Below are 23,883 nucleotides of genomic sequence, written 5' to 3'. Positions count from 1 at the left end.
GGGCGGTTAAAGCCTCATCTGGAAAATCAACGTCACGCAGATCCCGCTGCTTCAAGCCACCAAGTGTCATCGGCCCCACCAAATGGGCACTTCTGAGCATACCGGACCCGCGCAAATTCTTTATCGTTTTCAGCCCGCTGGTTAGCGGGCAACGACCCGGGAACATCCCGTCAGCCGTCTTGACGCCGCTGATAAACAAACAGAACATAGAGCGAACAAATGAGTCACCCTGATCCGATGCTCCTGACCACCGCCCTTTCATCCCTCTTGCCTGCCGACGCGCTCGCCGCGCTGCGCGCGCAAGTCGCCGCAGCGCAGACCGCGCGCGGCCCGGCCCTGCCGTTCGGGGTACACGAGATCGACGGCGCCCTCGCCGACCGAGGCCTGAGCAGCGGCGCCCTCCACGAAATCGCGGGCGCCAGCGCGGCCTGGAGCGACGATGCCGCAGCCACGCTGTTCACCGCCGGCATCGCCGCGCGCTTTGCAGCAGAGCCCGGGATGACCGTGCTCTGGACGCTGTCGCGCTTCGATCTCTATGCGCCGGGGCTCGAGCAGGTCGGGCTCGGCCCGGATAAAGTGCTCTATGCGCAAGGGGCAAAGGACACCGATGTCCTGGCCATGGCCGAGGACGGCCTGCGCGACGGATCGCTGGCCTGCGTGATCGCCGAAGTCAAAATGGCCGACCAGACCGCGACACGGCGCCTGCAGCTTGCCGCCGGCGACAGCGGGACCCCGATGCTGCTCTACCACCGGCACCGTACCCGCGGGCGGGATCCGCTTGCCCAGCCCTCGGCCGCCATGACGCGCTGGAGCATTGCCGCAGCGCCGTCCCGCCCTCTCGCCCATTCCGGCGTCGGTCGTGGACGTTGGCAGATCGAACTTGTCCGCCAGCGCGGCGGCAATCCCTTCTCCCTTCTTGTCGAGGCCTGCGATGACCAGGGTCGCCTCGCTCTACCTGCCGCACCTGCCGATCGAGCGGCTGCGCCGGGCCGAGCTGCCGCCCGCGCCGCCTGAGACGCGCGCGCCCGCGCGGCATCAGACGGATGCATCCGGATTGCGCCCGGCGCTGCGAGGCGCCCCGCCGATCGACGACGACCCCGGCCCCTGCTCGGTGCCGCGCGGCGGCGGCTGGCGGCCGGGCGCGCGCTGGGCGCAAGGCGCCGTGCCAGCACCCGCAGCGAAGCAGGCCGCCATCGATGCGCTGCCCGCGCATCAGCGCCCGACCATGCGCGAGATGGGCCGGCGGAGCGAGCCTGCCGATCATCCGTTCCGGGCGATGCGCCCGGACGACGGCCCTTCGCGAGCCGGCCGATCCCCGGTCTCGGCCCCGCAAAAGCACATCACCAGCCTGTGGCAGCGGCCGACGGTCCTGATCGAGCGCAGCGGCCAGCGCGAAGTGGTTACCGCAGCCTGCCCACTGGCACGCGAACTCGGCCTCCATCCCGCCATGGCCGCGGCCCAGGCCCGCGCGCTTGTCAGCGATCTCGAGGTCCGCGAGGCAGACCGCGAAGGCGATCAGGCCTGGCTGGATCGCCTCGCGCTTCATGCAGTCCGGCACTGGACTCCGACGGCAAGCGTCTGCGCGCCGGACGGTCTCTGGCTCGACCTCACCGGCACTACCCATCTTTTCGGGGGTGAAGCACGCTTCTGCCGGCGCGCCCTGCGCTTCCTGGAGCGGCTGGGCTTCACCGCCCGGATTGCCATTGCCGCTAGTCCCGGCGCGGCCCACGCCCTCGCCCGCTTTGCGGGCGCGGCGATAACCATCCTGCCCCCCGGCGACGAAGCACAGGCCATCGCGAACCTGCCGCTGGCCGCCTTGCGGCTGCCGGACGAGGTGCTGAACGCGGCAAGCCGTTTCGGGCTCGAGCGGATCGCCGATCTCTATCCGATGCCGCGCGGGCCGCTCGCCAAACGCCTCGGCCTCAAGGCCGTCGAACGTCTCGATCAGGCCTGCGGGCTCGTCGCGGAACCGATCGTGCCGATCGTCCCTTTCGAGACGCCGCGCGCCGAGCGGCGGCTGCTCGAGCCGATCACAACCGCCGAAGCCATCAACCAGGTGGCGGGCGATCTGCTCGGCGATCTCGTGCGCGATCTCGAGGGGCGCCGCCTCGGGCTGCGCAGCGCGGTGCTGACCTGCCGCCGCGTCGACGGCATCGATCAGCGCATCGCGATCGGCACCGCGCGCGCCACCCGGGACGCGAAGCATCTCGCGCGCATGCTGGCAATGCGGGTCGAGCGCATCGATCCCGGGCTCGGTATCGAGGCGATGGAACTCGCCGCGCCGCGCACCGAAATCCTGCAGCCCGAGATGACCCGCAACGGGCTCGCAGGCGAACCGCAGGCGCCGGACATCGCCCCGCTCGTCGATCAGCTCGCGGGCCGGGTCGGCGAGGACGCGCTGTTCCGGATCACCGCGATCGAGAGCGATGTTCCCGAACGCGCCGCCAGGCGGACCGATCCGCTGGCGAGGCCCGCCCGGTGGCCGGGCTGGCGGCGACCTATCCGCCTGCTGCCCCGGCCCGAGCAGCTCTCGGGCGTGGTGGCCCTGCTGCCCGACCACCCCCCGCGCCGGTTCACCTGGCGCGGCAAGTCCTATCGGGTTGCCGCGGGCGAAGGTCCCGAGCGGATCCACGGCGAATGGTGGCGCAGCGAGCGCGAGCTCTCGGCGGTTCGCGACTACTTCATCGTCGAGACAGACGGGGGCGAGCGTTTCTGGGTGTTCCGGCGCGGCGACGGCGTCGATGCGCCGACCGGCGATCTCACCTGGTATCTCCACGGGGTGTTCGGCTGATGGCGACCTATGTCGAGCTCCAGGTGACGAGCCACTTTTCGTTCCTGCGCGGCGCCTCCTCGCCCGAGGAGCTGTTCGCCGAGGCTGCTGCGCTCGGGCACACCGCGCTGGGCCTGGCGGATCGCGGCACGCTCGCCGGGGTGGTGCGCGGCTGGGAAGGCCAGAAGACCACCGGCGTACGCATGATCGCGGGATCGCGCCTCGATCTCGCGTGCGGCCGCGCGCTACTGCTCTACCCGAAGGACCGCGCCGCCTGGTCGCGCCTCACCCGGCTGCTGTCGCGGGGCAAGGCGCGCGGGGGCAAGGGCCGCTGCATCCTAGAATGGAGCGATCTGGCCGAGCACGCCGAGGACCTCGTCGCCATCCTGCTTCCGGACATGCCGAACGCCGAGACGGCCGGGCACCTCGCCGAGCTGCGATCCGTTTTCGCAGCCGACGGCTACTGCGCGCTCGCGCTGCGGCGCCGGCCGGGCGACCAGGCGCGCCTCCACGGTCTCGCCGGCCTGGCGCGCGCCGCCGGGGTGCGCTGCGTCGCGACCGGCGACGTGCTTTACCATGCGCCCGAACTGCGCCCGCTGCAGGACGTGATGACCGCGATCCGAGAGAAGACGACGATCGATGCGCTGGGTTTCCGGCGCGAGCGGTTCATGGACCGCAACCTCAAATCGCCCGAAGAAATGGAGCGGCGCTTCGCGGCGTTTCCGGATGCAATCCAGGCCAGCGCCGATATCGCGGCACAGTGCCGGTTCGACCTCGGGGAGATCCGCTACCAGTACCCCTATGAGGAAGTGATGGCCGGGCGCAGCGCCCAGCAGGCGCTGGCTGCGCTGACCCGTGATGCGGCCGCACGCATGTTCCCCGCAGGGCTCCCGCAGGCCTACGCCAGGCAGATCGATCATGAGCTCGGGCTGATCGAGCGGCTCGGCTACGCCCCGTATTTCCTTACCGTCAACGCGATCGTCGCGGAGAGCCGGCGGCGCGGCATCCTGTGCCAGGGACGCGGCTCGGCCGCCAACAGCTGCGTATGCTTCATGCTCGGCATCACCTCGATCGACCCGATCAGGCACGAGCTGCTGTTCGAGCGCTTCGTCTCGGGCGAGCGCAAGGAGCCGCCCGATATCGATGTCGATTTCGAGCATGAGCGCCGCGAGGAAATCATCCAGTGGATCTACGAGACCTATGGCCGCCACCGCTCGGCGCTGACCGCCGTCGTCACCCGCTACCGCACCCGCGGCGCGGTCGCCGAAGTCGGCAAGGCGCTCGGCTTGCCGCGCGATCTCACCAGGATGCTGACGGGTCTCGTCTGGGGCTGGTCGATGGAAGGGATCACCGATGCGCAGATCGAGAGCCTGGGCCTCAATGCGGGCGACCACCGCCTGCGCCTCACGCTCGATCTCTCGCGCCGGCTGATCGGTACGCCGCGCCACCTCTCGCAGCATCCGGGTGGTTTCGTGCTGACGCAGGAGCGCCTCGACGACCTCGTGCCGATCGAGCCCGCGCGCATGGAGGACCGCCAGATCATCGAGTGGGACAAGGACGACATCGATGCCCTGAAGTTCATGAAGGTCGACGTGCTCGGGCTCGGGATGCTGGGCTGCATGAACCGCGCCTTCAACCTGCTCGAGGCGCACAAGGGCGTCACGAAGACGATGGCCGACCTGCAGGACGATGATCCGGGCGTCTATGCGATGATCCAGAAGGCCGACACGCTCGGCGTCTTCCAGATCGAGAGCCGCGCACAGATGTCGATGCTGCCGCGCATCAAGCCGAGGGAATTCTACGATCTCGTGATCGAGGTCGCGATCGTGCGTCCCGGGCCGATCCAGGGCGACATGGTCCATCCCTACCTGCGGCGCCGCGAAGGCAAGGAGACGCCCGAGTATCCCAAACCGGAACTGGAGGCGGTGCTCAGGAAGACGCTGGGCGTGCCGCTATTCCAGGAACAGGCGATGCGGGTCGCGATCGTCGGCGCCGGGTTCACGCCGGCGGAAGCCGACCAGTTGCGGCGTGCGATGGCGACTTTCAAGCTCACCGGCGGGGTCAGCCATTTCTACGACAAGCTGGTGAACGGCATGGTTTCGCGCGGCTATCCCAGGGACTTCGCCGAACGCACCTTCAAGCAGATCGAGGGTTTCGGCTCCTACGGTTTTCCCGAAAGCCACGCCGCCTCCTTCGCCAAGATCGCCTACGCGAGCTGCTGGATGAAGCACCATCACCCCGACGTGTTCTGCGCGGCGCTGCTCAACGCCCAGCCGATGGGCTTCTATGCCCCGGCCCAGATCGTGCGCGACGCACGCGCCCACGGCGTCGAGGTTCGTCCCGTCTCGATCAACCACAGCCACTGGGACTGCACGCTCGAGCCTGCGCCAGGCCGCTATCTCGCGGTTCGCCTCGGCTTCCGGCAAGTGCACGGGCTGGCCAATGTCCACGGCGCGGCGATCGCCGCGGCAAGAGGCCCCTCTCCTTTCGCAAGCGTCGAGGAAGCCTGGCGCCGAGCCGGGGTGCCGCGCGCCGCGATCGAAAGGCTGGCGCAGGCCGATGCCTTTTCCTGCCTGGCCGAGGACCGCCGCCAGGGACTGTGGAAGGTGAAGGGCCTCGGCGAGGCGCCGCTTCCCCTGTTCGCGGCAGCCGACGCGCGCGAGGCGCGCTTCTCGCCGGAAGGCCTGGAACCGGAGGTTGCCTTGCGGCCGATGAGCGCCGGCCGCGAGGTGGTCGAGGACTACCGCTCGCTCCAGCTGTCGCTACGCGGCCATCCGCTGGAATTCCTGCGCGCCGAGCTTGATGCAATGGGCATCGTGCGCTGCGCCGATCTTTCCTCGATCCGCGATGGGCGCAACATCGAGGTCGCAGGGGTGATCCTGGTGCGCCAGCGGCCGGGCTCCGCCAAGGGCGTGCTCTTCGTGACGATCGAGGACGAGACCGGGATTGCGAACGGCATCCTCTGGCCCAACAAGTTCGAGATCTATCGCCGGCAGATCATGTCCGCCTCGATGATCGCGATGCGCGGACGCGTGCAGAAGGAAGGCGAGATCATCCACGTCATCTGCGACCGGATCATCGATCACGATGCCATGCTGCGTTCGATCGCGCGCAGCCGTTTCTCGGTGCCGCCGGGGCGCGGCGACGGCGCCACCCACGGCGGCGGTCCGGATCCCCGCGACCCTAAGTTTCCGGCAGGCAGCACGCTCGCGTCGCCGCCCTACAAGACGGCGCCCCCTGCGGACGACCTCGTGCCCATCCGCAGCCACGACTTTCACTGAGCACAGCAGCGGCGCATCCCCGCTATCGGCTGCTCCCAGCCTCCCGGCGGACTGGCCCTGCCTCGGAAACGGCATGCCCCCCGCCCGAAGGCCAGACGAGGGGAACATGCCAAACCGCCTCGTCAGAGGCCGCTTTCCTTTTCGTGGACCCAACCCTCGTTGGTCAGCACGACCGCGGCCTTGCCGTCGAGGCTCTTGGCAGTGTCGCGTTCGAGCTGCGGATAGGCAGCGCGCAGCTTGGCATTCTCCGTCCAGGCCGGAAGGTCCTTGAGGTGATGACGATAGGACACCTGCGAGAGCTTCACGCCCATCATCTCTGCCGGTTCGGTAAACTGGACGACCTCGTCCACCGTCGGTGTTCCATAGCAGAAGCGCTGCGACATCGACTTGAGCCCTGAGGCATCCTGGGTCTTGGCGATTGCCTTCTTGCCTTCGGCGGAGAGCTCGTAGGCGTGGACCGGGACTTCCTTCTCGGTGTTGTCGAAGATGCCTGCCTTGATCGAGATCCGCGCATCGCGCACCGTCATCAGCCCGGCATCGACGAGCGCGGCAAAGGGCGCTTCGGCCCGCTCGCGGCTCTCGATCGCAAACTTGGCGGTAAGCGGCGAAGCATCGACATAGCGGGGATATTCCGCGTCACTGTCCTTGGCCGGCTTGATCGTTCCCTCCGGGACCCGGAGGCAGGGCGGGTTCTTCTCGATCCAGTGACCGATCGCCGCCTGGAAATTGCCCTTGCTGGCCTTCTTCGGATCGGAGCATCCGCTCAGCAGCAAAGCGCTTCCGAGGGCGAGCAATACATATCGGTTCAAAATTCGGCTCCGTATCCGTTCAACAATTTACGTAATTTGCTGATAGTAAAAAGAATTACTGCAATGCAAGTCCCCGAGCCTGCCCCGCAGCTCGCTGCGCGCGCCGCATGGTCCGCCGCATCGCCAACTCGGCATCGCAGTACCTTTTCGATCAGGCTTCCTGCCTCCGGGTCGGAAATACCGGTCCCCTCACCGACATTTTCGCGGCATCGTAAGGCCGCTGCAGCGCCGCGATTTCCTCGTAGCTCCCCTGGAGCCAGGCGGTCACGGCCTCGGGCTCGAGGATCGTAACCATCGCCTTGGGGTGGATCGGCGCCACCAGTTCGTTGGCATTGCAGGTCACCATCGCGAAAGCGTCGCCAACCGCGGTCGTTTGCCAGAACCCGGCCACCGCGAAAGTCGGCTGATCGGTCACGCCGAACCACATCTCTCCCTTCAGCGCCGGCTTGCCGTCGCCAAGATCATGCTTGTCCGGGGTAAACTCGCAGAATTCTGTAAGCGGCACGAGGCAGCGATTTTCCGGACGCTCGGCGAGACGCCGCCACTGGGGCTCCGCGAGGCGGCGAACATTCGTCATCGGCCAGGCGCCCTTTCCTCCCAGCACGTCCCAGGACATGATATCCCAGCCCCGCCGCCCGCCCTCCTCGCGGATGACATACGCCCTGCCCTTGGGCCACAGTTCCTGCGGATCGAACCGGTTGTCACGAGGGCGTTCTGTAAACAGCTCGGCCACTGACCCGAACAGGGTTTCCGGCTCGCCTCGCATTCTCGCCCGGTTGCACATCCGACTATTCTCCCGCTCTCCGCGATACGCATCATGATGCAAGTCCATGAGCGCGCCAAAACATTGTTGCTGATCCATTAATGGCACAGGTCCCCTTGCACCGGGCACGTTCAAATGGAGCGGCCCTTTGCTCTTGAAAAAGCGCTACAAGGCAATTCGTGAATACGCTCTCATTATCCCGTCTGGGCGGGTAGGCAAAAATTCACATTTGTCCCCACATAGAACGCTACTCGAAATCGATAGCCTTTACGCTCGACAGATTTGCGCCAGATACCGCATTATGCTTGTGCCGACTTCCTCGCACATACAACGATCGGGTTAAAAGCAGCATGGCGAACGAAACACTTATTACTTTGGCCGCAGACATTATCTCCGCGCACGTCAGCCACAATGCCGTTTCGACGGAAGAACTTCCGCGGCTGATCGCTGCCGTCTACGGATCGCTGGACAGCCTCGGCAAGCCAGGAGAGCCTGTCCAGGAAGAGCGCAAACCCGCTGTCTCCCTGCGCGCCTCGGTAAAGCCCGATGCCATTACCTGCCTGGAGTGCGGGACCAAACTAAAGATGCTCAAGCGCCATCTTTCGACCGACCATGAACTGACGCCGGCTGAGTACCGCGCGCGCTGGAACCTCGGCTCCGACTATCCGCTCGTTGCCCCGAACTACGCGAATACCCGCAAGGAACTCGCCAAGCGGATCGGCCTTGGCCGCAAACCGCGCGGCAAGGCGATAGCAGCGAGCGGCAGCGCGCAGCCGATCACCGAGCCTACCGGTGCCCCTGCTCCCGAAGCGGCTCCCAAGGCAGCTCGGAATTCGGCTCCAAAGCCCGCTATCGAACCCAGCCCCAGGACGACAAAGCCGCGTTCGCGCAAGAAACTCGGGATTGCCGCGGGCGAGGCATAAACCAGGCGTAAGCATTCATCACCGATAACACGGCAGGTGCTGGTCAAGCGGCCCCACCTGCCGCGCCGGTCGCGTCTAAAACCCGAGTCTCGCTCCCGCGCCTCCGCCCGCCGCGCCGATGTTGACCGACTCGATTTATGTTCTTTATATGTTCTCTTTTGGAGGCATATGATTATGGACAGGATCAAGGATCTCCGGGCCGCGGTGGCGTCCGAACTCGAGCGGCGTGGCCTCGATAACCGGAAGTTCCTGCGTCAGATACGCGCCGGTGAAAGGGACGAGGGTCCTTACATGATCGGCGCTCTCGCCTGCGCGAAGCTTATTGGCGAGACCGAGAAGTGAAGCCACGCCGCCGCCGCCACCGATCTCGATACGTCAGCCGCCACCCATCAGCCGTCTGAACTCGCCGCCTGCCATCGAACGTGCCTGGCGAGTATACCGGCGAATGCGCGAGCGCAGGGAGTCGGACGTGTGGTCCCAGCCGCGATCCACATTGTCCTGTCCAAACAGAACATTGGCGATTTCGCGATGCGTCGCACCCGCCGCAAGAGCGTCATGCACGCGCAGCAGCGTGATACCGCGGTCAAGTGCGGGGTCTCTTGGATAGAGCATCCGCCCGAAGCGGCGGTGCTTGTAAAGCAGGAGCAGGCGCCGCATCGGCAGAACGCCCGCCTCGGCCGATATCAGACCGTCGAGCCGGAAACGCAGGCGCATCGAGCGTTCCGGTGCCAATCGCCCTGACGTGACGTCGATCCTGATTCGCCGCCGTCCGTCGGACAGGACTGCATGTTGATGCCCTTCTTGTCCCTGAACCACGGTCAGCCACGGCGCCAGGCGCGTCATGTCCATGCACTCGGCGTCACCGGGTCGGCCCAATTCGGCTTCGACCCGGAGCGTCCCCGGATCGAGACCGGCATGCCAAAGGATCCGGGCCGAGAGCGCATCCCGGGCCGGGTCTTCAGCGAAAGTGCAGCCCCCATTTCGAGGGTTCGCCATGCGTGCCGCCAGTTGTCCGGCTCGCCTGGAGATGCCAATCCACATAACCGGGATCGCGGCGAAGCCATTCCCACATCAGACCGGCGCGATCGGTTTGAGCGAGACGCGCATAGGCCTCGCCATTTCGCCAGTGCGGCATCCAGCGGTTATGCGGCGTGCTCAACTCGGCCGCCGCGAACCGGCTGCAATCCTTGCTATTACAACATTTTCATCGCTGTACGGGCCGGATACCCCTTTTGAGGTATACTTCGATGGGGCCCGGCAATGATATGACACATTTGCGACAAAACCTGCCGGGTAGCGGCTTGAGAAACCGCCGGCCGGCTTCATAAAAACAGGAAGGGCGATCACCGGATTTCCGGGGGCAAGAGACGCCGCCGGTGCTCGTAATGTCGGACCTTGGGCAAGCAAGTAATCGAGTTGATGGCGTACTTCTGGCGCCTCTTTGAAATGTCGGCAACGATGGACGACCTCGGCGCGGTGTTGACCGAAGCAACCACGACGCTTGGCTTTCAGCGCTACGCGCTGACCCATCACGTGGACCTCATGCATGCCGGTGGACGCGTCATGCGACTTCATAACTACCCGCCGCAATGGGCGGACTTCTACGACCGCCACGGCATCGGCTTCAGTGACCCGGTCCACCGCGCCAGCCATGTGACAGGAAGCGGATTTGCGTGGAGAGAAATCCCCGCGATGATCCCACTCAACCTCCAGGATCACAAGATCATGGAACTTGGACGCCAACAGGGGATCGGTAATGGTTTTACCGTGCCCATCAACGTCCCCGGCGAAGCGAATGGGTCGGTGACCTTCGTCACCGGCACCGGCATTCCGCTCCATGAGCCATTGTTGCCGTTGGCGCAGCTGTTCGGCACCTGGGCTTTCGAAAAGGCGCGTCGTCTCTCGAGCGGAAGAGGTACCGGCGGCGCCGGTGCGCCCGTTCTGACCATGCGTCAGCGCGAGTTCACTGCCCTTGCCGCCCTGGGGAAGACCGATGGCGAGATCGCCGACCTTACAGGGGTCACTAAGCAGACCGCGGGTCTGCATCTCAGGAATGCCTGCGAGTGTTACGGAGTTTCCAAACGCACATTACTGGTGGTCCGGGCACTGTTCGACGGGACGATCACGTTGACCCAGATTTTTCGCCGATGACATATCGGTTTTCCGATATGGCGCCGATGGCCTGAACGGGCTGACCCTTGGCCGATCACGGTCAAGGAGTCAGACCCATGCTCAACGTTACGACCTTTGAAGGGAAAGAAGCACCTGACGAGGCGATGCGGGCGATGTTCGCTGCGCGCAAGTCGGTATTCGTCGACTTGCTCAAGTGGGACGTGCCGGTGCTTGCGGGGAAGTACGAGATCGACCAGTTCGACAACGAACATGCCCGCTACCTGATACTCTCGGAACAGGACGGCACCCACCTCGCATCCACGCGAATATTGCCGACAACACGGGCGCATATCCTGGGTAGCTTTTACGCCGGGTTTTGCGCCGATGGACCTCCGTGCGGGCCGACGATCCGCGAGATCACGCGGTTCTGCCTCGACCGGCGGCTGCGGGCGGCGGATCGCCGGGAAGCAAGGGACGCTCTCGTGTGCCGCCTGGTCGAATGTGCCCTGATGAACGGCATTACCGGTTACACCGCGATCGCATCGGAGGGATGGTTCCGCCAGGTGTTGGCATTCGGCTGGACCTGTCGCCCACTGGGGCCACCGCGCCACCACGAAGGCGAAATGCTGGCCGCGCTTTATATCGAGATCGACCGTGACACGCCTCAGCGCATTCTCGATGCCGGGATTGTTTCGCCGTGGTTTTCCAACCCTCTCGCAGCCAATTGAAGGAGAGGATCATGGATCTCTTCTGCGAAGTCGCGCACTATGCCGCCGAGCTCAAGGAAAATGGATATTGCATCATTGCCGATGCGCTTTCCAGGCAGACGGTCGAAGCTCTGGACGGCGAGCTCGCCGAGCGGTTCGAGGCAACCCCGTTCTGCGAGGGCGGCTTCTACGGGGCGACAACCAAACGCTTCGGACGCCTGCTGATACGGTCGCCCCGCGCCGAGGCCCTTGTTCGCCACACGCTGATCGTCTCGATCATCGAGCAGATCCTGCTGCCGTGGTGCGAATGCATTCAGCTCAACACCACGCAGGCGATCGCCGTCCACGGCGGCGCGCCCGCGCAGTTGCCACACCGCGACCAGGACATGTGGGCGGCTCCGAAGGGTCATGCCGAGTACCTCGTTAATGTCATGTGGCCGCTTACTCCCTTCACCAACGACAATGGGGCAACGCTGGTCTGGCCAAAGAGCCATGGCCCTGCCGCCATGGAGCCCGTTCCTCCCGAACCACCCATCGCGATTGAAATGCCGCCCGGAGCAGCGCTCCTCTTCCTTGGTTCGACATTGCACGGCGCCGGTAACAATCGTACCGAGACCGTCCGCCGGGGGATCGTCGTCGGCTACTCATTGGGCTGGCTTAAACCCTACGAGAACCAGTGGCTGGCTTACCCACCAGGGATCGCCGGGCAGTTCGATCGCGAACTCGCCGCGCTTGTCGGATACCGGCAGCACCGGCCCAATCTCGGCAACTTCGAAGGCCAATGTCCATCGGTTCTGCTGGGTGAACGCTTCGACCCAGATCGTCCCTTGGCGGCAACCGATGCACTGCGCCCGGACCAGGCCGCCCTCGTCGCGCAGCTGACTGAAGCCGAAACCCACCACGCTGGACCACGGACATGAACGCGGGTCCAACATCCGAACGGATTTACCTGGACATGCACGATCTCGTCACCAGCCGGGAAACCACACCGGGAATCCGCCTCGATCCCGCGATCCTGGCAAGGCAGCTGAACTCGAGCACGACGCCCGTTCGCGAGGCGCTCAACCGTCTTGTCGGCGAAAGGCTGGTCGAGACGCGCACTAGTACGGGCTACCACCTGCCGCTCCTCGACGAGCCCGGACTCAAGGACCTTATCGGCTGGTCTGCCGACATACTGAGCCTTGCACTGCGACGCGCGGCGGGTTCCATGGCACTGATCGAGCTACCGCCGCCAGGCACCATGGACCATCCCGGCCGCATCGCCGCCGCATTCAGCGCGATCGTGCACGCGTCGGGGCACGCCGAATACATTCCCGCCATTTCCCAGGCGAATGCCAGGCTGCACGCTGTCCGTTTGGGCGAACCTGAAACCTTTGACGATCTCGATAGCGAATTTGAAAGACTGACGGAGGCAACGCGTGCAGAAGGCATCGAAGACCTCAAGAAATTCGTGAATTCCTATCATCGGCGGCGTCTGAAGTCCGCTGCCGAATTGCTTCGCCGGCGTTACCGAACAGAATGAAGCGCGCCGTCTGAAGCAGATTTGATATTCGCCAGATCGAATCCGTATAAATTTTCGATACCCGTGGCCAAGACCTAGTCTTGCTCTTGCTGCCAATTACGGCAGCGCGACAAGGAGAAGGAAAATGGTACGCGAACTGAACGAAGACGTGATCGAACTCGGCGCCGCCAGCGCGGAGACGCATGGCCAGGGCCAGGTTCCCGCCGATGAAATCCTCGGCCAGGTCACCGGCCTCTCCGACGACTGACAGAAGAGCGGGTCGCGACCGGCGCTGGTAGCCGATCGCGGCCCGACCTTTTTGGGCCCGACCGGGCCATGTGCGGGAGGTGGTCATGGGGTACAGGTTGCGAAGCGATCTGACGTATTGCGAGGTAAGCGACCGACTGGTGTTCCTGGATCTGGCCGCGGATCGCTACTTTTGCCTCTCGCCGCGCCTTGAAGCAGCGTTCCGGTCTATCCTGTCGGACGCTGGCGATGCGCAGCGAACCGATGATGCCGCGCCGCTGCTACTGTCAGGCCTTTTGGCGGAAGTACCGGGACCGACGGCAGTCGCGCCCTGCCTGCTTCCTAGTCGTGCTCGGACCAGCTTTCTCGACGCTCCGCGCGAAGCCGCGCGCCCACTCGCCATCGGAATGCTCGCAGTACGGATTTCCCTGGCGCGGTTCGCATTGCGGATCGGCCGGCTACACCGGATGATCTCAGGGCTTTCCGAGTGCAAGGCGGCAATCAGGGACACCCGAAAAATCGACGAAGCGGCTATGCGCGACCTCGCGAGCCAGTTCGCAAGAACGGCGCGCTTGACGCAGGCGCACGATCGCTGCCTTCCGCGCTCGCTCGCCCTTGCCCGTTACGCGCTCGCCCGGGGCTGGCCGGTCGATCTGGTCATGGGCGTTCACCTGCGGCCGTTTGCCGCCCATTGCTGGGTTCAGGCCGGTACCGACCTGCTCAATGACCGTCTGGACAATGTCCGGCCATTTACCCCGATCCTGGTCGTATGATGCGCGTTTCTCCGCATCTAGAAGCCCGAAACAACCTGACCCGTTCGCGCTTCGTCGGCCTCCTTCGCACTTCGCCGGGCGCACATCCGATGCTTTGGGAAGGCTTCACCGCGCGTGTCGGAAACTCGGACGCATGGAGCGTCGCGCTGGACACCGGGTCCGTCACGCTCGCGGCGGGCCCCAACGCATCAATTCCCCTTGGCCCTCACGGTGCCGTGATCGGGGAGGTCTTTCGCAAGCATGATGGATCGCGGGTCACGCGCTTCAGCAGCGAAGAAGCAGCCCATATCGCCGCCGGCGATTTTCGCGAGCTGATCGATCGATACTGGGGACCTTACCTCGCCATCGTGCACGACGCCGACACTCCCGAAATCCGCGTGCTGCGCGCGCCGCTCGGCGAGCTGCCCTGCCTTGTCGTGCCTGTCGGCGAAGCTTTCGCAATCGCCAGCGACGTCGATATGCTGAGCGCCTTCGGCCTCTACGATCCTCTGGTGGATTGGAGCGAGCTTGCACGTGAACTGGCCCGCAAGGACCGCGTTTCGACGGCCACATGCCTTTGGAGCGTGCGGGAACTGCGCGGCGGCACGATGGAGGCTTTCGGGCCTCGGGGCCGGCGAGCAGCCACGGTCTGGTCCCCATCCCAGGCTTGCGCTGCGCCGCGGATCGACCATATCGAAGATGCTATCGCACTCGTTGCTGACCAGACGCGCATGTGCATCGGTTCCAGAACTTCGGGCCTGAAGCGCACCGTGTTGATGCTGTCGGGCGGGGTCGATTCCTCGATCCTCGCCGCCGCGCTTGTCGGGGCCGGTGTCCATGTCGAGGCCATGACCCTGGTAACGCGCGACGCGCTGGGAGACGAGCGCGATTATGCCCGGGCCGTTTGCGACCATCTCGGCATCATCCTCCACGAGAGACAGCGAGAGGTTGACGAGATCGATATCAACTGGAGCAGCGCCGCCGGATTGCCGCGCCCTTCCGGCAGGTTCATGTGGCAGGAAAGCCTGCGCCATTCGCACGGTCTTGCCCGCGAAACGGATGCAGGGGCGATTTTGAATGGCGGCGGCGGCGATCAGGTCTTCTGCTCGCTGCACTCCTCGAACCCGGTCGCTGATGCGCTGCGAACCTTCGGTCCCGGCAAGACGGCCTGGCGCATGGCCGGCATCCTGAGCGAGATCACCGAGGTCCCGGTTGCAACGATCATCGCGGATGGGGTCCGGCGGGCATGGCTGGGTAAACGCTCATCCGGCACCCCCTGTGACATCAGCATGCTCTGCGGCTCCCTTACGGACCCTGAGAACGATGGTCCACGGCCTCGCCCGGGAAAGCTCCTTCCCGGACAGGAGGCCCATGCGCGCATGATCGGAGCGGGACAGAGCTATGTCGAGACACTGGACCCTCGATCTGCGCCGCAGGTCATTGCCCCCCTTCTTTCCCAGCCGCTCGTCGAAGCCTGTCTCCGCATTCCAAGCTGGCTGTGGTTCGGCGGGGGGCTGAACCGCTACGCCGCGCGGCAGGCTTTCGCGCTGGACCTCCCCAAACATGTGATATTCCGGCACTCGAAAGGCACTCCGGACAGTTTCACAGCAGAGATCTTCGAAACCTGGCGCCCGCAGATCAGGGAACTACTCGCCGACGGCGAACTCGCGCGGCAAGGCGTGATCGACAGGGCTGCAGTGCTCGAGGTGCTCGACGATCCGCGCCCTCCCCGCGATAGTCGGTTTCGCAGGGTCCTCCAGTTCGCCGAAGCCGAAGCTTGGGCCGCCAGCTGGGCCTAAACCCAACGCATTCTCATCCTTCGTGCTTCTTTTCGAGCAGACGACGCGCCGTATTCTGCGGTGCGCTTTCAATTGCACCGCACACCACAAACCACGCAAGATGCTGGAAACCGGCAGATCTGATATTCGCGAAATCGAATCCGTATCTATTTCGGATATCCCCGGCCCGGCCATAGCCTCGAACATGCTGCCGCCCCTGGCAGCACAAACGAGGAGTACGATAATGGCAAGTGAGAACGAACGGTCCGAGGATCTCATCGATCTCGGCGCGGCAAGCACCGAGACCCACGGCGGCGGGCCGATGCCCATCGATGAAGCGCTTGGCTTCCCGGAAGCCGGCCTCGGCGACGACTGAATGCGAACCGCGGCCGCCGAATGGCAAGGCGGCCGCGGTTCGTCACCCATCGGTCAGGGACGCGGCCGAGGGCGATCTCGCAGGGCTTCCCACCGCTCGTACTGGGCTCGCTTCGCGGGATCGGGATCTTCCCTGTCCTGCAGCCAGAACGCGAACCAGTCGAGATTGCGCGTGTAGACAGCGCCGCGATGAGCGGGCTGCCACTTGTTGTGGTGCTCCCCAGGATACACGAACATCTCGACCGGTCGCCCGGCGGACTTGAGGACCGCAAAAGTATTGAGGGCGCCGAGGTACTCGTCATCGGCAAGCTGCATCAGGAGCGGCTGGCCCAACCTCTGGGCATTCAGCGCGAACGAATAAGGTTTCCAGAATTCCGGGTCCTCCCGGGCCGGGGGCGGATAGCCCATCGCCTCGAAGGTCCTTTCGACCGCTAGCCCGTTGTAGGTCAGTGCCCGTTCGTCGACGCAGCATGTGCTGATCGCCGCGACCTTGAAGAGGTTCGAGTTGATCAGTGCAAACCGCGCGGACGACGCTCCGTCGCTAAGTCCGGTTATGCCGAGCCGCCTGGGGTCTGCGACACCCAAATCGACAGCGGCTTTGACCCCGGTTTCGATCGAGGATTGGATGCTGCGCCGCTCGGCCCAATCCTTGCTCAGAACCTTGAGAGCATCATCCATGGTCCGCACCTCGGGATGGAGGGAGGTAACCGGCCCCGGACGTTCAAGGCTCAGGACGGCAATCCCTGCGGCGGCCATGGCATGGACCGGGTACTCGTCTCCGGTTCCGCCCCGCAGAAACCCCTGGCTGTGATACTGAACCACGACCATCGGCAACCGCGTGCCCTTGCGGTAGCCGGGCGGCAGGACAAGGTCGCCCCAGGCTTCCAGCCCAAGATTGTTGCGCCAGTGGAGCCGTTCGACCTTACCGAGTCTGATGCCGGCAAACTCGGGATTCGGATCGAACAGGTCGGAGATCTGGCCATTGGTTGTATCGATTAGCGCCACCCGCCGGGGCGTGACCGCGTTTTCGCGGGTGCACAGCAGGTTCACTCCGGCGGGGACGCATCCCAGAAGGGTATCCCTGGTCTTGAGGACCGATACCGGCACCGCGCCCGCTTCACCGGACCAACGGTAGAGCGCCGCGGTTTCCTTGTTCCAGCCCTCACGCCGCAGGAACAACACACTCTTCCCATCCGGTTGCCACCAGATGCCGATGAAGGCCCCGCGGCAACTTGCGTCCGAGCACTTGACCCCAGGTTGATCGGTCGAAGACGATTCCGCCGCTTCGATCGTGATCTGGCGGGGCGCATAAGTGTTGTTGTCGATGTGCCCTGCCGAGGCCCGGCGACCGTCGGACCGGACGGCCCGCAAGGCATTATCGACCGCGATATGGGTCTCGAACTGCTTTACCTCCCCTTCATTCGCTCGCCGGGAACCGGTGCCGTCGGCCGCGATCGAGAGCGTTTCGAGCTGTTGCACCGGAACGATCGGCGTCGGGCCAATGGTCGGAACGATCTTTTCGTCGTAGAGCCAGCCCGACCTGCCCTCGCGCATCAGGGCTCGCTCTGCCGCCTCGGTGGACGAACGGGCGGAATAGAGCAGCCGCCTCCCGTCATCGCTCCATGAAACCGCTTCCACATCGACGGTAGATTGAGTGACCGAATGGGCACCTTCCCCGTTCGCCTGCACTGTCCATACCTGCACCTTGCCGCCTTCACGATCGCTGTCGCGCCGAAGGTAGGCAATCGACGATCCATCAGGCGACCACCGCGGCGTAACGACTGCCGTGAAGCCGTTCCGAAGCACCCGTCCATACATGGGGAAAGCATCGAACATGTAGTCGCCGCCGCGGTCGACGATCCGCAGAGCCCCGCTTTCAAGGTCCAGTACGACCAGAGCCCGGCAGTAGCTGTTGCTGTCTGGGTCTGCGCGGCTGAGCACGAATGCTGATTCCTTGCCGCTGGGCGAAACGCCGAATGGACTCGGCTTGTCCGTGACGGAGCCGTCCGCTGGCCCAAGATCGCGCAGCCGGACCAGATCGTCGGCCGTTATCGGTCGCAAGGTTCTACCAGCGCCTGGCGACCTCGCTGCATTCGCAGGCTGGTTGCCCTTAAAGGGCGGCAACAAATCCTCGCATTGCGCCCATGCAATCGAAGGAAGGAAAGCGGCACCTGCCATGAAAAACGCCGCCAGAGCACGGGAACGGACAGGCGGAACGGATACGCTCACCATGCCTTGGTGATCCCAAAGCCGATGTACCGCCCGATCCCGGAGTAGTTGGTCGTATCGAATGCGGTGTCGTAGATACTGGTTGTCGCGATGGTCTGCGGTGTGTCGTTGAAGAGGTTCTGCGCCGTGAGGGTGAGAACGAGGCCCCGCAGCGGACCGTGCGGCTGCTGGAAGGCATAGCGCACCGTCAGGTCAACCGTCGTCTGGCCGCTGATATCGACCGGCGTCACCGCGCGTTCGTCATCGACCCCGCCGATCCGGCTCACCGTGGTGTTAAGCGAAAACCCGTCAAAGCTCCATGTCGCGCTCCCACGCCCGCGCCAATGCGGCGGATTGAACAAGGTGCCCGCAAGCTGCGTCGTCGCCGCCCCGGCGATCAGGGTCTGGGTGCTGCGCAGATAGCTGGCGTTGAGAGAGAGCGCGAGCGAGCCTGCCCCTTCTCCGAGATCCTGGGTGTAATCGGCCAAGATATCGACGCCGTGGATGCGCTGATTGCCCGCATTCACGCTGGTGTTGTTGGCAATGGCGACAACCTGGGAAGCGTCGAAGGGCGCGCCGGTGGCATTGTAGAATGTCGCGGAGTTGGCGACCAGCGCGTCGATGGCGGCAAGACTGGGGCTCCGCTCCACGTAGGGCACGTAGAGGCCATTGCTGAGCGCCTGTGAGGCGTAGGTAATCGGCGTGACGATCCTGTCGGTGTAGCGCGTCGAGAAATAGCCGACCTGCAGTCCGAGACCCGGAACCTGATGCGGCTTGTATTCGAGCGTGGTCGTCCAGCTCGTCGCCTTTTCCGGTTTGAGATCGGGGTTACCGCCGGTGAGCAACATCGCGGTGCCGCTTGTGCCCCCGAGCGACGACGCATTGTAGTAGAGCACGCTCTGCGCCAGATGCTGTTGGTAGAGGGTCGGCGCCCGGAAGGATTTGCCCCAGTTGGCCTTGAGCGCGAGATCCGGAACGGGCGCGAAGATCATGCCCAGCTTCGGCGTCAAGACATCGTCGATCCCAGGATAATGCTCGAAACGAAGGGCCCCGCTGAAGCTCAGCCGGTTGATCCAGCTGATCTTCTGACCTGGCGAAACCACCGGGAGACTGAGCTCGCCGTAGGCATAGTAGCTGTCCTGCGAATGGTGGCCGGTCAGGTAGTTCCCGGCCCCGCGATCAATGAACAGCTGGTTGTATCGATAGCCGAGCCCCATGGCGATTTTGGCGGGGCCGCCCGGCAATGCAAACAGCGGTCCATCCGCGGCCAGTTCCGCCGAACTGCCCTTGTTGCAGTAACAGAGCGGGATGGTGCCGGTCTGCGTGTTTCCAACGTAGGAATTGCTGGCAAGATGGACGTCCTCGGTGCCGTAGACCCCCGAAAGCGCCAGCCGCCAGCCCCCCTGAAGGTTCAATTTGAGCGACGGCGCGATCGAGAACGATTTGCTCTGCGAGACCTTCTCGGTCCGGCTGACCGCAAGATTGCCGGCCGTGTTGTTTGGCTGGACAAGTACGCTGTCGCGGTTGTTGAACAGGCCGTCGACCTCGATAGTGAGTGTATCCGTCAGATCCTGGTGGGCCGCACCGGCAAAAGCGTTCCGTTTCATCGGCGGGATCAGCGTGTTGCCCGGGCGTGATGCCGAGAAACGGCGATCCCCGGTCAGGATTTGCGAGTTGCGCGCGAATTCGTAGGAGCCAACGAAGCCGCCCGACCGCCACCGCTTCCCGGCGGTGAGACCGTACTGCTGGCGGAAATCGCCGCCCCCTGTGGAAGTGCCGAGGTTGGCCGATGTAAGGATGCCGTCGTAGTCGCGGCGAAGTATGACATTGGCGACACCGGCCACGGCATCCGAACCGTAGAGCGCCGAAGCGCCGTCAGCGACAATCTCGACGCGCTCGACCATCGCAAACGGCAGCGCTGAAATATCGACACCTTGCCGCGAACCGTTGTACGCAAGCCGATGTCCATTGATGAGAGTCAGTGTGGCATCGCTGCCGAGACCGCGCAGATTGACCGTCGATGCTCCGCCGACATCGACGCCGCTTGCAGTAGGGACATTGGAACCGAGGCCCGGATTCTGGCCGCCGCCGAACGATTGCGGTATGCTGCGCACCACATCGGCAAGCTCGGTCTTTCCCTGCTCCTGCATCTGATCGGCGTCGACCGCAATCACGGGAGAAGTGACCGGCGCACCGCGGATACGGCTGCCGGTAACCGTTATCGCAGGACCGGCGTCGGCTGTTTCCAAAGCTTCGGGACCGGCTGGCAGGACATGTGCGGCGATATACCTTACGGCAAATCCGTCGTGGCTGCGCACTGCTTCGAGGCCGCTGCCTGCAAGCAGCAGGCGCAGCGCCTCCTCCAACGTGTACTGCCCGCGCAGAGCGGGAGCGCGCCTCGCGGCGACGCTCCCGTCATCCGCAAGGACCGTCCGGCCCGAGAGCAGGGCCAGAGCCCGTAGCGAATCTGCCAGGCGCTGCTCCGGAAGATCGATGGAAAGTCGCGCAGTTTGCTGCGCGTGTGCGACCGTCGGGCCAATAAGTACTCCGGTCAGCGACGTCGTCGCCAACCACAGCGTAATGCCATATCCCGTCTTTTTCATTTTTCTGCCGTTTCACCCCTGCGCCGAACGTCGGCGGGTCAAGGATGGAGACGGCCGTAGGGTTGACGGTCCCCCCACATTTTTTTGAAGAGGAAGAGGCTGGGATCAGATCGGCGGCGAAAGCCTGATCTGATCACGTTGGGAGCGATCAATACGCAGGTCGTACATCCTGGCAATAACTGCGGCGAAATTGCCCGGCTCACTTACACGGAAGGCTCCGCTGATAGGTCGGCGGCCGAGATTGTTCCCCGCCAGTACAAGCTTGGTGCGATTGTATCGGTTCAGCGCTGCGACCGCATCATCGAGCCGAGCACCGTCGAGAGCGAGCATCCCGGAAGGCCATCCCCTGTTGGAATGGGACGCGGCAATCCGGCCGTTTGCGAACTCTATTCCCTCACCCAAGGACAGCTTGAGCTCTGACATCCCACCCACGTCGCCCGTGACGGCAATCGCCTCCGCCGGCGCAGCAATTTGCAAGCGCTGATCAACATTGGCGGCATCGAACACGGGCCCATCGACACGAACGCTTCCCTGCGGAGTGGCAACTACGAATTGGCGCGCGCCCACTCCACCATCGACGCGTATCCGGCCTTTCAGGAGGAAAAGGCGCTGCTCCCCGCGATGGCCGCCAACTCTCACTTCGGTGTCGGTGTCAAGCGTAATGGAAGGCCCATCTGTGAGGCGAAAGGTCCTGATCTCCCCGAGACCGGTTTTGTATGTCGCTGCGGATGCCGGGGTGATCAGTTCGGGAATGTAAGGGTTGGATGCGAGCGCAATAGCGGCGAAACACGCCAAGGCGATGGAAGCGGCAACGCCCACAGCTATATGCGTGCTGCGGCGCATGTAGAAGGGCGCGCGCCCCAGCCTCTCCGAGCCGATCCCAAATGGGCGCATTTCGCTGCGCTTCAACTCGCGCAAACCTCCCCAGACTCTTTCGGCTTCATCGAAAGCTTCGCGGTGCCGCGGATCAGCCTCCAGCCAAATGGCAAGCTTGTCCTCGATCCCCGGCTCTCCAGCGTTTCGCGTGAACAGCCAGTTCGACGCCTCTCCGTGAAACTGATCGGCAAGCGAGTACCCCTCACCGTCCGTCATGGCCGCAAATGCCGACCGAGGTGCTTGATCGCCTTGCCCATGTGCTTCTCCACCCCTTTCACGCTCAAGCCCGTCTGCTTTGCGATTTCGGCATGACTAACGCCATCGACCCGGCATGCCAGAAAAATCTGACGCGTCAGCGGTTTCAGGCGGGTTAGCGCATCCTCGATGCGGCGCAGTCGGTCGCGCGCCTCGAGCATCGCAATCGGATCGCTGTCCGCCAGCGAGACTTCTTCGATAGGCACGTGCTTGTCTTGCCCCCGCCGCCCCGCGACACGCGCTCTGTCGACCAGCTGGTTCTGGGCGCATTGCCGCAGATATGGGCCCGGTTTTTCAAGAGTTTCTGCATTCCCCCTGGCTACGAACCGGGCGAAGACCTGCTGGACGATATCTTCTGCATCGTCGAAACCTGCCTTTCGCGCGACGAAGCCGACAAGGCCGGAGCGTTCACGGCGATAGAGTTTCTCGAGAGCGGCAGCCTCTCCGCTCGGGCGATCGTGATCGGGGGGGAGCGGGTCGGACTCGTCGACCCCCGCGCGGGCCAGACTCAACCCGAAGCGCATCGGCTGCAATCGGTTTCGCAGAAAGTGACCAGCAACTCCATGTGCACGGCTCTCCTCGATTACGAGGCAGGACCGGCTAAGACCGGGTGGTGAGAAACGCACAAGAGCACGCGTCGATGCCTTTAGCCGCAAGCAGCCTGGACAGAGCATCAACTACCCGGTCACGTCAGCCGAATACACGATGACGTAATGGAAACTGTTTCTCTTGCGAGGTTCTCACGCCTCGGCATTGCTCACATGGTGCAACGCTTGGGAAAAGGTAATGAACTCTCACCAGTCTGCAAGCGGAAATTCACTTTCCATTGAACCGTGCCCGAAATGGCACAGTTTGGCCGCGCCTGACGTGTTTTACTCTGTCGACGCGCGAAACTCGCTTTCGTCTGCACGAAGAGCCCTTGTCGAAGCGATCGGCACACTTTGCTTTCCTTGCCCTTGTGTATTGCGGAAAAGCAAGAATGACGCGCCAGATGTGCTCCACCCACGCAGGACATTGTGCCCGCATTCGGTCCGCGGCACCGCGCTTTACATACTTTGTGTTATCAATTTGATCGATGCTCTTGATCCCACTGGAGGTGACGCAGCTCCTCGCGCGGGTGCGGTTGGTTGTTGATGATGAGATCCGGCGCGACGGTTAAACCGAAGCCATAGCTAGGCCATCCATTTGCGCGCGGTCCGTCTCGGCACCGTAGCGACGCGCGAGGATGGCGCAAACCATGAGCTGCAGCTGATGGAAGAACATCAACGGCAGTATCACTGCGCCGACTTGGGGAGGCGCGAAAAGCACCCCTGCCATCGGCACGCCAGAGGCCAGGCTCTTCTTCGATCCGCAGAACTGCAGGACGATCCGGTCGGCGCTGTTGAAGCCAAGCCAGCGGCCGAGTAGGGCGGTGAGAGTCAGGACAAGCGCCAGGAGCACTCCAGAGACCACCAGGATCGCGGCAAGATCCGCCAAGGACACCCGGCTCCATAGACCCTGAACTACTGCCGCGCTGAAGGCCGTATAGACGACGAGCAGGATCGAGGCACGATCTACCACCATCATCAGATGCTTTTGGCTAGCAATCCACGCACCGATCACGGTGCGCAGCAGGTGGCCCGTGATGAATGGCAGGAGAAGCTGCAAGGCGATGGTCGTCGCCGCTTCGATGGAAAATCCCCCTTGTTTCCCGGTCATGAGCACCGAGACCAACAGCGGCGTTACAAAGATACCCGCTAGATTGGAAAACGAAGCGCTGCAGACTGCCCCTGCGACATTGCCCTTCGCCATCGCGGTCAAGGCGATCGACGACTGCACGGTCGAGGGGAGCAGGGTCAGGAAGAGGATTCCCATCGCGACCGGCGGATCTAGGAAAGGCAGTGCGCTCACCGCGAGCCCGAGGACGGGAAACACCAGATAGAGG

Annotated in this window: 22 protein-coding genes; 13 read left to right on the top strand and 9 right to left on the bottom strand. The window is 64.0% G+C overall.

The window, feature by feature from the left end:
* The first annotated feature begins 219 nt into the window (after positions 1 to 219).
* From NTCA1_RS18990 to NTCA1_RS18980, 3 genes are read left to right on the top strand one after another with little or no spacing between them, the layout of a single operon-like run.
* Complete coding sequence (locus NTCA1_RS18990; protein WP_236549457.1) at positions 220 to 1,014, top strand: ImuA family protein; 795 nt, start codon at positions 220 to 222, stop codon at positions 1,012 to 1,014.
* Positions 932 to 2,791, top strand: a complete 1,860-nt coding sequence (locus NTCA1_RS18985) for a DUF6504 family protein (RefSeq protein ID WP_159831445.1) — start codon at positions 932 to 934, stop codon at positions 2,789 to 2,791. The genes NTCA1_RS18990 and NTCA1_RS18985 overlap by 83 nt, the downstream gene beginning before the upstream one ends.
* Positions 2,791 to 6,051 carry an error-prone DNA polymerase gene (locus tag NTCA1_RS18980; protein WP_159831444.1) on the top strand — a complete coding sequence of 1,087 codons (3,261 nt, stop codon included), beginning with the start codon at positions 2,791 to 2,793 and terminating at the stop codon, positions 6,049 to 6,051. The genes NTCA1_RS18985 and NTCA1_RS18980 overlap by 1 nt, the downstream gene beginning before the upstream one ends.
* Positions 6,052 to 6,173: 122 nt before the next feature.
* Here the strand turns inward: NTCA1_RS18980 and NTCA1_RS18975 are convergent, their stop codons facing one another.
* Entirely contained in the window at positions 6,174 to 6,824 is a 651-nt protein-coding gene (locus NTCA1_RS18975; protein WP_159831443.1) for a hypothetical protein, read from the bottom strand.
* Between the two features lie 187 nt (positions 6,825 to 7,011).
* Complete coding sequence (locus NTCA1_RS18970) at positions 7,012 to 7,644, bottom strand: SOS response-associated peptidase family protein (protein ID WP_159831442.1); 633 nt, start codon at positions 7,642 to 7,644, stop codon at positions 7,012 to 7,014.
* A 329-nt stretch (positions 7,645 to 7,973) separates the two neighbouring features.
* Between NTCA1_RS18970 and NTCA1_RS18965 the strand changes: the two genes are divergently transcribed.
* Complete coding sequence (locus tag NTCA1_RS18965) at positions 7,974 to 8,546, top strand: MucR family transcriptional regulator (protein ID WP_159831441.1); 573 nt, start codon at positions 7,974 to 7,976, stop codon at positions 8,544 to 8,546.
* A 174-nt stretch (positions 8,547 to 8,720) separates the two neighbouring features.
* A complete protein-coding gene (locus NTCA1_RS28525) occupies positions 8,721 to 8,888 on the top strand; it encodes a hypothetical protein (RefSeq protein ID WP_201282546.1) in 168 nt (55 codons plus the stop codon).
* 33 nt (positions 8,889 to 8,921) lie between these two features.
* Here NTCA1_RS28525 and NTCA1_RS18960 read toward each other — a convergent pair whose 3' ends face one another.
* Both NTCA1_RS18960 and NTCA1_RS18955 read right to left on the bottom strand, forming a co-directional pair.
* Complete coding sequence (locus NTCA1_RS18960) at positions 8,922 to 9,395, bottom strand: DNA -binding domain-containing protein (RefSeq protein WP_159831440.1); 474 nt, start codon at positions 9,393 to 9,395, stop codon at positions 8,922 to 8,924.
* A gap of 109 nt (positions 9,396 to 9,504) precedes the next feature.
* Positions 9,505 to 9,705, bottom strand: coding sequence for a transcriptional regulator domain-containing protein (locus NTCA1_RS18955; RefSeq protein ID WP_159831439.1), 201 nt, complete (start codon positions 9,703 to 9,705; stop codon positions 9,505 to 9,507).
* Positions 9,706 to 9,965: 260 nt separating this feature from the next.
* On the opposite strand from NTCA1_RS18955, the gene NTCA1_RS18950 reads away from it, so the two are divergent.
* From NTCA1_RS18950 to NTCA1_RS18915, 8 genes are all read left to right on the top strand, one after another.
* A complete protein-coding gene (locus NTCA1_RS18950; RefSeq protein ID WP_159831438.1) occupies positions 9,966 to 10,697 on the top strand; it encodes an autoinducer binding domain-containing protein in 732 nt (243 codons plus the stop codon).
* A gap of 77 nt (positions 10,698 to 10,774) precedes the next feature.
* A complete protein-coding gene (locus tag NTCA1_RS18945; protein WP_159831437.1) occupies positions 10,775 to 11,386 on the top strand; it encodes an acyl-homoserine-lactone synthase in 612 nt (203 codons plus the stop codon).
* Between the two features lie 11 nt (positions 11,387 to 11,397).
* Positions 11,398 to 12,285 carry a phytanoyl-CoA dioxygenase family protein gene (locus NTCA1_RS18940; protein WP_159831436.1) on the top strand — a complete coding sequence of 296 codons (888 nt, stop codon included), beginning with the start codon at positions 11,398 to 11,400 and terminating at the stop codon, positions 12,283 to 12,285.
* Entirely contained in the window at positions 12,282 to 12,887 is a 606-nt protein-coding gene (locus NTCA1_RS18935; RefSeq protein WP_255490543.1) for a GntR family transcriptional regulator, read from the top strand. Before NTCA1_RS18940 ends, NTCA1_RS18935 begins: the two co-directional genes overlap by 4 nt.
* A gap of 124 nt (positions 12,888 to 13,011) precedes the next feature.
* Positions 13,012 to 13,134 carry a benenodin family lasso peptide gene (locus NTCA1_RS18930; protein WP_159831434.1) on the top strand — a complete coding sequence of 41 codons (123 nt, stop codon included), beginning with the start codon at positions 13,012 to 13,014 and terminating at the stop codon, positions 13,132 to 13,134.
* A 139-nt stretch (positions 13,135 to 13,273) separates the two neighbouring features.
* Positions 13,274 to 13,885, top strand: a complete 612-nt coding sequence (locus NTCA1_RS18925) for a lasso peptide biosynthesis B2 protein (RefSeq protein WP_159831433.1) — start codon at positions 13,274 to 13,276, stop codon at positions 13,883 to 13,885.
* A gap of 89 nt (positions 13,886 to 13,974) precedes the next feature.
* A complete protein-coding gene (locus NTCA1_RS18920; RefSeq protein WP_159831432.1) occupies positions 13,975 to 15,663 on the top strand; it encodes an asparagine synthase-related protein in 1,689 nt (562 codons plus the stop codon).
* 223 nt (positions 15,664 to 15,886) lie between these two features.
* Positions 15,887 to 16,018: a benenodin family lasso peptide gene (locus tag NTCA1_RS18915; protein WP_159831431.1), complete on the top strand. Its 132-nt coding sequence runs from the start codon at positions 15,887 to 15,889 to the stop codon at positions 16,016 to 16,018.
* 53 nt (positions 16,019 to 16,071) lie between these two features.
* Here NTCA1_RS18915 and NTCA1_RS18910 read toward each other — a convergent pair whose 3' ends face one another.
* The 5 genes from NTCA1_RS18910 to NTCA1_RS18890 all read right to left on the bottom strand — a co-directional run bounded on the left by NTCA1_RS18910 (position 16,072) and on the right by NTCA1_RS18890 (position 23,873).
* Positions 16,072 to 18,078: an Atxe2 family lasso peptide isopeptidase gene (locus NTCA1_RS18910; RefSeq protein ID WP_159831430.1), complete on the bottom strand. Its 2,007-nt coding sequence runs from the start codon at positions 18,076 to 18,078 to the stop codon at positions 16,072 to 16,074.
* Positions 18,079 to 18,242: 164 nt separating this feature from the next.
* Entirely contained in the window at positions 18,243 to 20,828 is a 2,586-nt protein-coding gene (locus NTCA1_RS18905; RefSeq protein ID WP_159831429.1) for a TonB-dependent receptor, read from the bottom strand.
* A gap of 105 nt (positions 20,829 to 20,933) precedes the next feature.
* Positions 20,934 to 21,920, bottom strand: a complete 987-nt coding sequence (locus NTCA1_RS18900; protein WP_159831428.1) for a FecR domain-containing protein — start codon at positions 21,918 to 21,920, stop codon at positions 20,934 to 20,936.
* Positions 21,917 to 22,483 carry an RNA polymerase sigma factor gene (locus NTCA1_RS18895; RefSeq protein ID WP_159831463.1) on the bottom strand — a complete coding sequence of 189 codons (567 nt, stop codon included), beginning with the start codon at positions 22,481 to 22,483 and terminating at the stop codon, positions 21,917 to 21,919. Before NTCA1_RS18895 ends, NTCA1_RS18900 begins: the two co-directional genes overlap by 4 nt.
* Positions 22,484 to 23,114: 631 nt before the next feature.
* A complete protein-coding gene (locus NTCA1_RS18890; RefSeq protein WP_374705205.1) occupies positions 23,115 to 23,873 on the bottom strand; it encodes a bile acid:sodium symporter family protein in 759 nt (252 codons plus the stop codon).
* Positions 23,874 to 23,883 lie beyond the last annotated feature (10 nt).

The organism is Novosphingobium sp. TCA1 (genome assembly GCF_009811895.1).
GTDB classification, from domain to species: Bacteria; Pseudomonadota; Alphaproteobacteria; order Sphingomonadales; family Sphingomonadaceae; genus Novosphingobium; species Novosphingobium panipatense_A.
Note: the sequence above shows the minus strand (reverse complement) of the source record. Positions and strands in the feature narration are given on the sequence as shown.

What these genes read in the sequence shown, in the direction of transcription:
- NTCA1_RS18990 (WP_236549457.1), top strand. Translation starts at nt 220, where the DNA reads ATGAGTCACCCTGATCCGATGCTCCTGACCACCGCCCTTTCATCCCTC.
- NTCA1_RS18935 (WP_255490543.1), top strand. Translation starts at nt 12,282, where the DNA reads ATGAACGCGGGTCCAACATCCGAACGGATTTACCTGGACATGCACGAT.
- NTCA1_RS18985 (WP_159831445.1), top strand. Translation starts at nt 932, where the DNA reads ATGACCAGGGTCGCCTCGCTCTACCTGCCGCACCTGCCGATCGAGCGG.
- NTCA1_RS18945 (WP_159831437.1), top strand. Translation starts at nt 10,775, where the DNA reads ATGCTCAACGTTACGACCTTTGAAGGGAAAGAAGCACCTGACGAGGCG.
- NTCA1_RS18915 (WP_159831431.1), top strand. Translation starts at nt 15,887, where the DNA reads ATGGCAAGTGAGAACGAACGGTCCGAGGATCTCATCGATCTCGGCGCG.
- NTCA1_RS18950 (WP_159831438.1), top strand. Translation starts at nt 9,966, where the DNA reads ATGGCGTACTTCTGGCGCCTCTTTGAAATGTCGGCAACGATGGACGAC.
- NTCA1_RS28525 (WP_201282546.1), top strand. Translation starts at nt 8,721, where the DNA reads ATGGACAGGATCAAGGATCTCCGGGCCGCGGTGGCGTCCGAACTCGAG.
- NTCA1_RS18900 (WP_159831428.1), bottom strand. Translation starts at nt 21,920, where the DNA reads ATGACGGACGGTGAGGGGTACTCGCTTGCCGATCAGTTTCACGGAGAG.
- NTCA1_RS18920 (WP_159831432.1), top strand. Translation starts at nt 13,975, where the DNA reads ATGCTTTGGGAAGGCTTCACCGCGCGTGTCGGAAACTCGGACGCATGG.
- NTCA1_RS18970 (WP_159831442.1), bottom strand. Translation starts at nt 7,644, where the DNA reads ATGTGCAACCGGGCGAGAATGCGAGGCGAGCCGGAAACCCTGTTCGGG.
- NTCA1_RS18895 (WP_159831463.1), bottom strand. Translation starts at nt 22,483, where the DNA reads ATGCGCTTCGGGTTGAGTCTGGCCCGCGCGGGGGTCGACGAGTCCGAC.
- NTCA1_RS18980 (WP_159831444.1), top strand. Translation starts at nt 2,791, where the DNA reads ATGGCGACCTATGTCGAGCTCCAGGTGACGAGCCACTTTTCGTTCCTG.
- NTCA1_RS18960 (WP_159831440.1), bottom strand. Translation starts at nt 9,395, where the DNA reads ATGGACATGACGCGCCTGGCGCCGTGGCTGACCGTGGTTCAGGGACAA.
- NTCA1_RS18930 (WP_159831434.1), top strand. Translation starts at nt 13,012, where the DNA reads ATGGTACGCGAACTGAACGAAGACGTGATCGAACTCGGCGCCGCCAGC.
- NTCA1_RS18905 (WP_159831429.1), bottom strand. Translation starts at nt 20,828, where the DNA reads ATGAAAAAGACGGGATATGGCATTACGCTGTGGTTGGCGACGACGTCG.
- NTCA1_RS18965 (WP_159831441.1), top strand. Translation starts at nt 7,974, where the DNA reads ATGGCGAACGAAACACTTATTACTTTGGCCGCAGACATTATCTCCGCG.
- NTCA1_RS18940 (WP_159831436.1), top strand. Translation starts at nt 11,398, where the DNA reads ATGGATCTCTTCTGCGAAGTCGCGCACTATGCCGCCGAGCTCAAGGAA.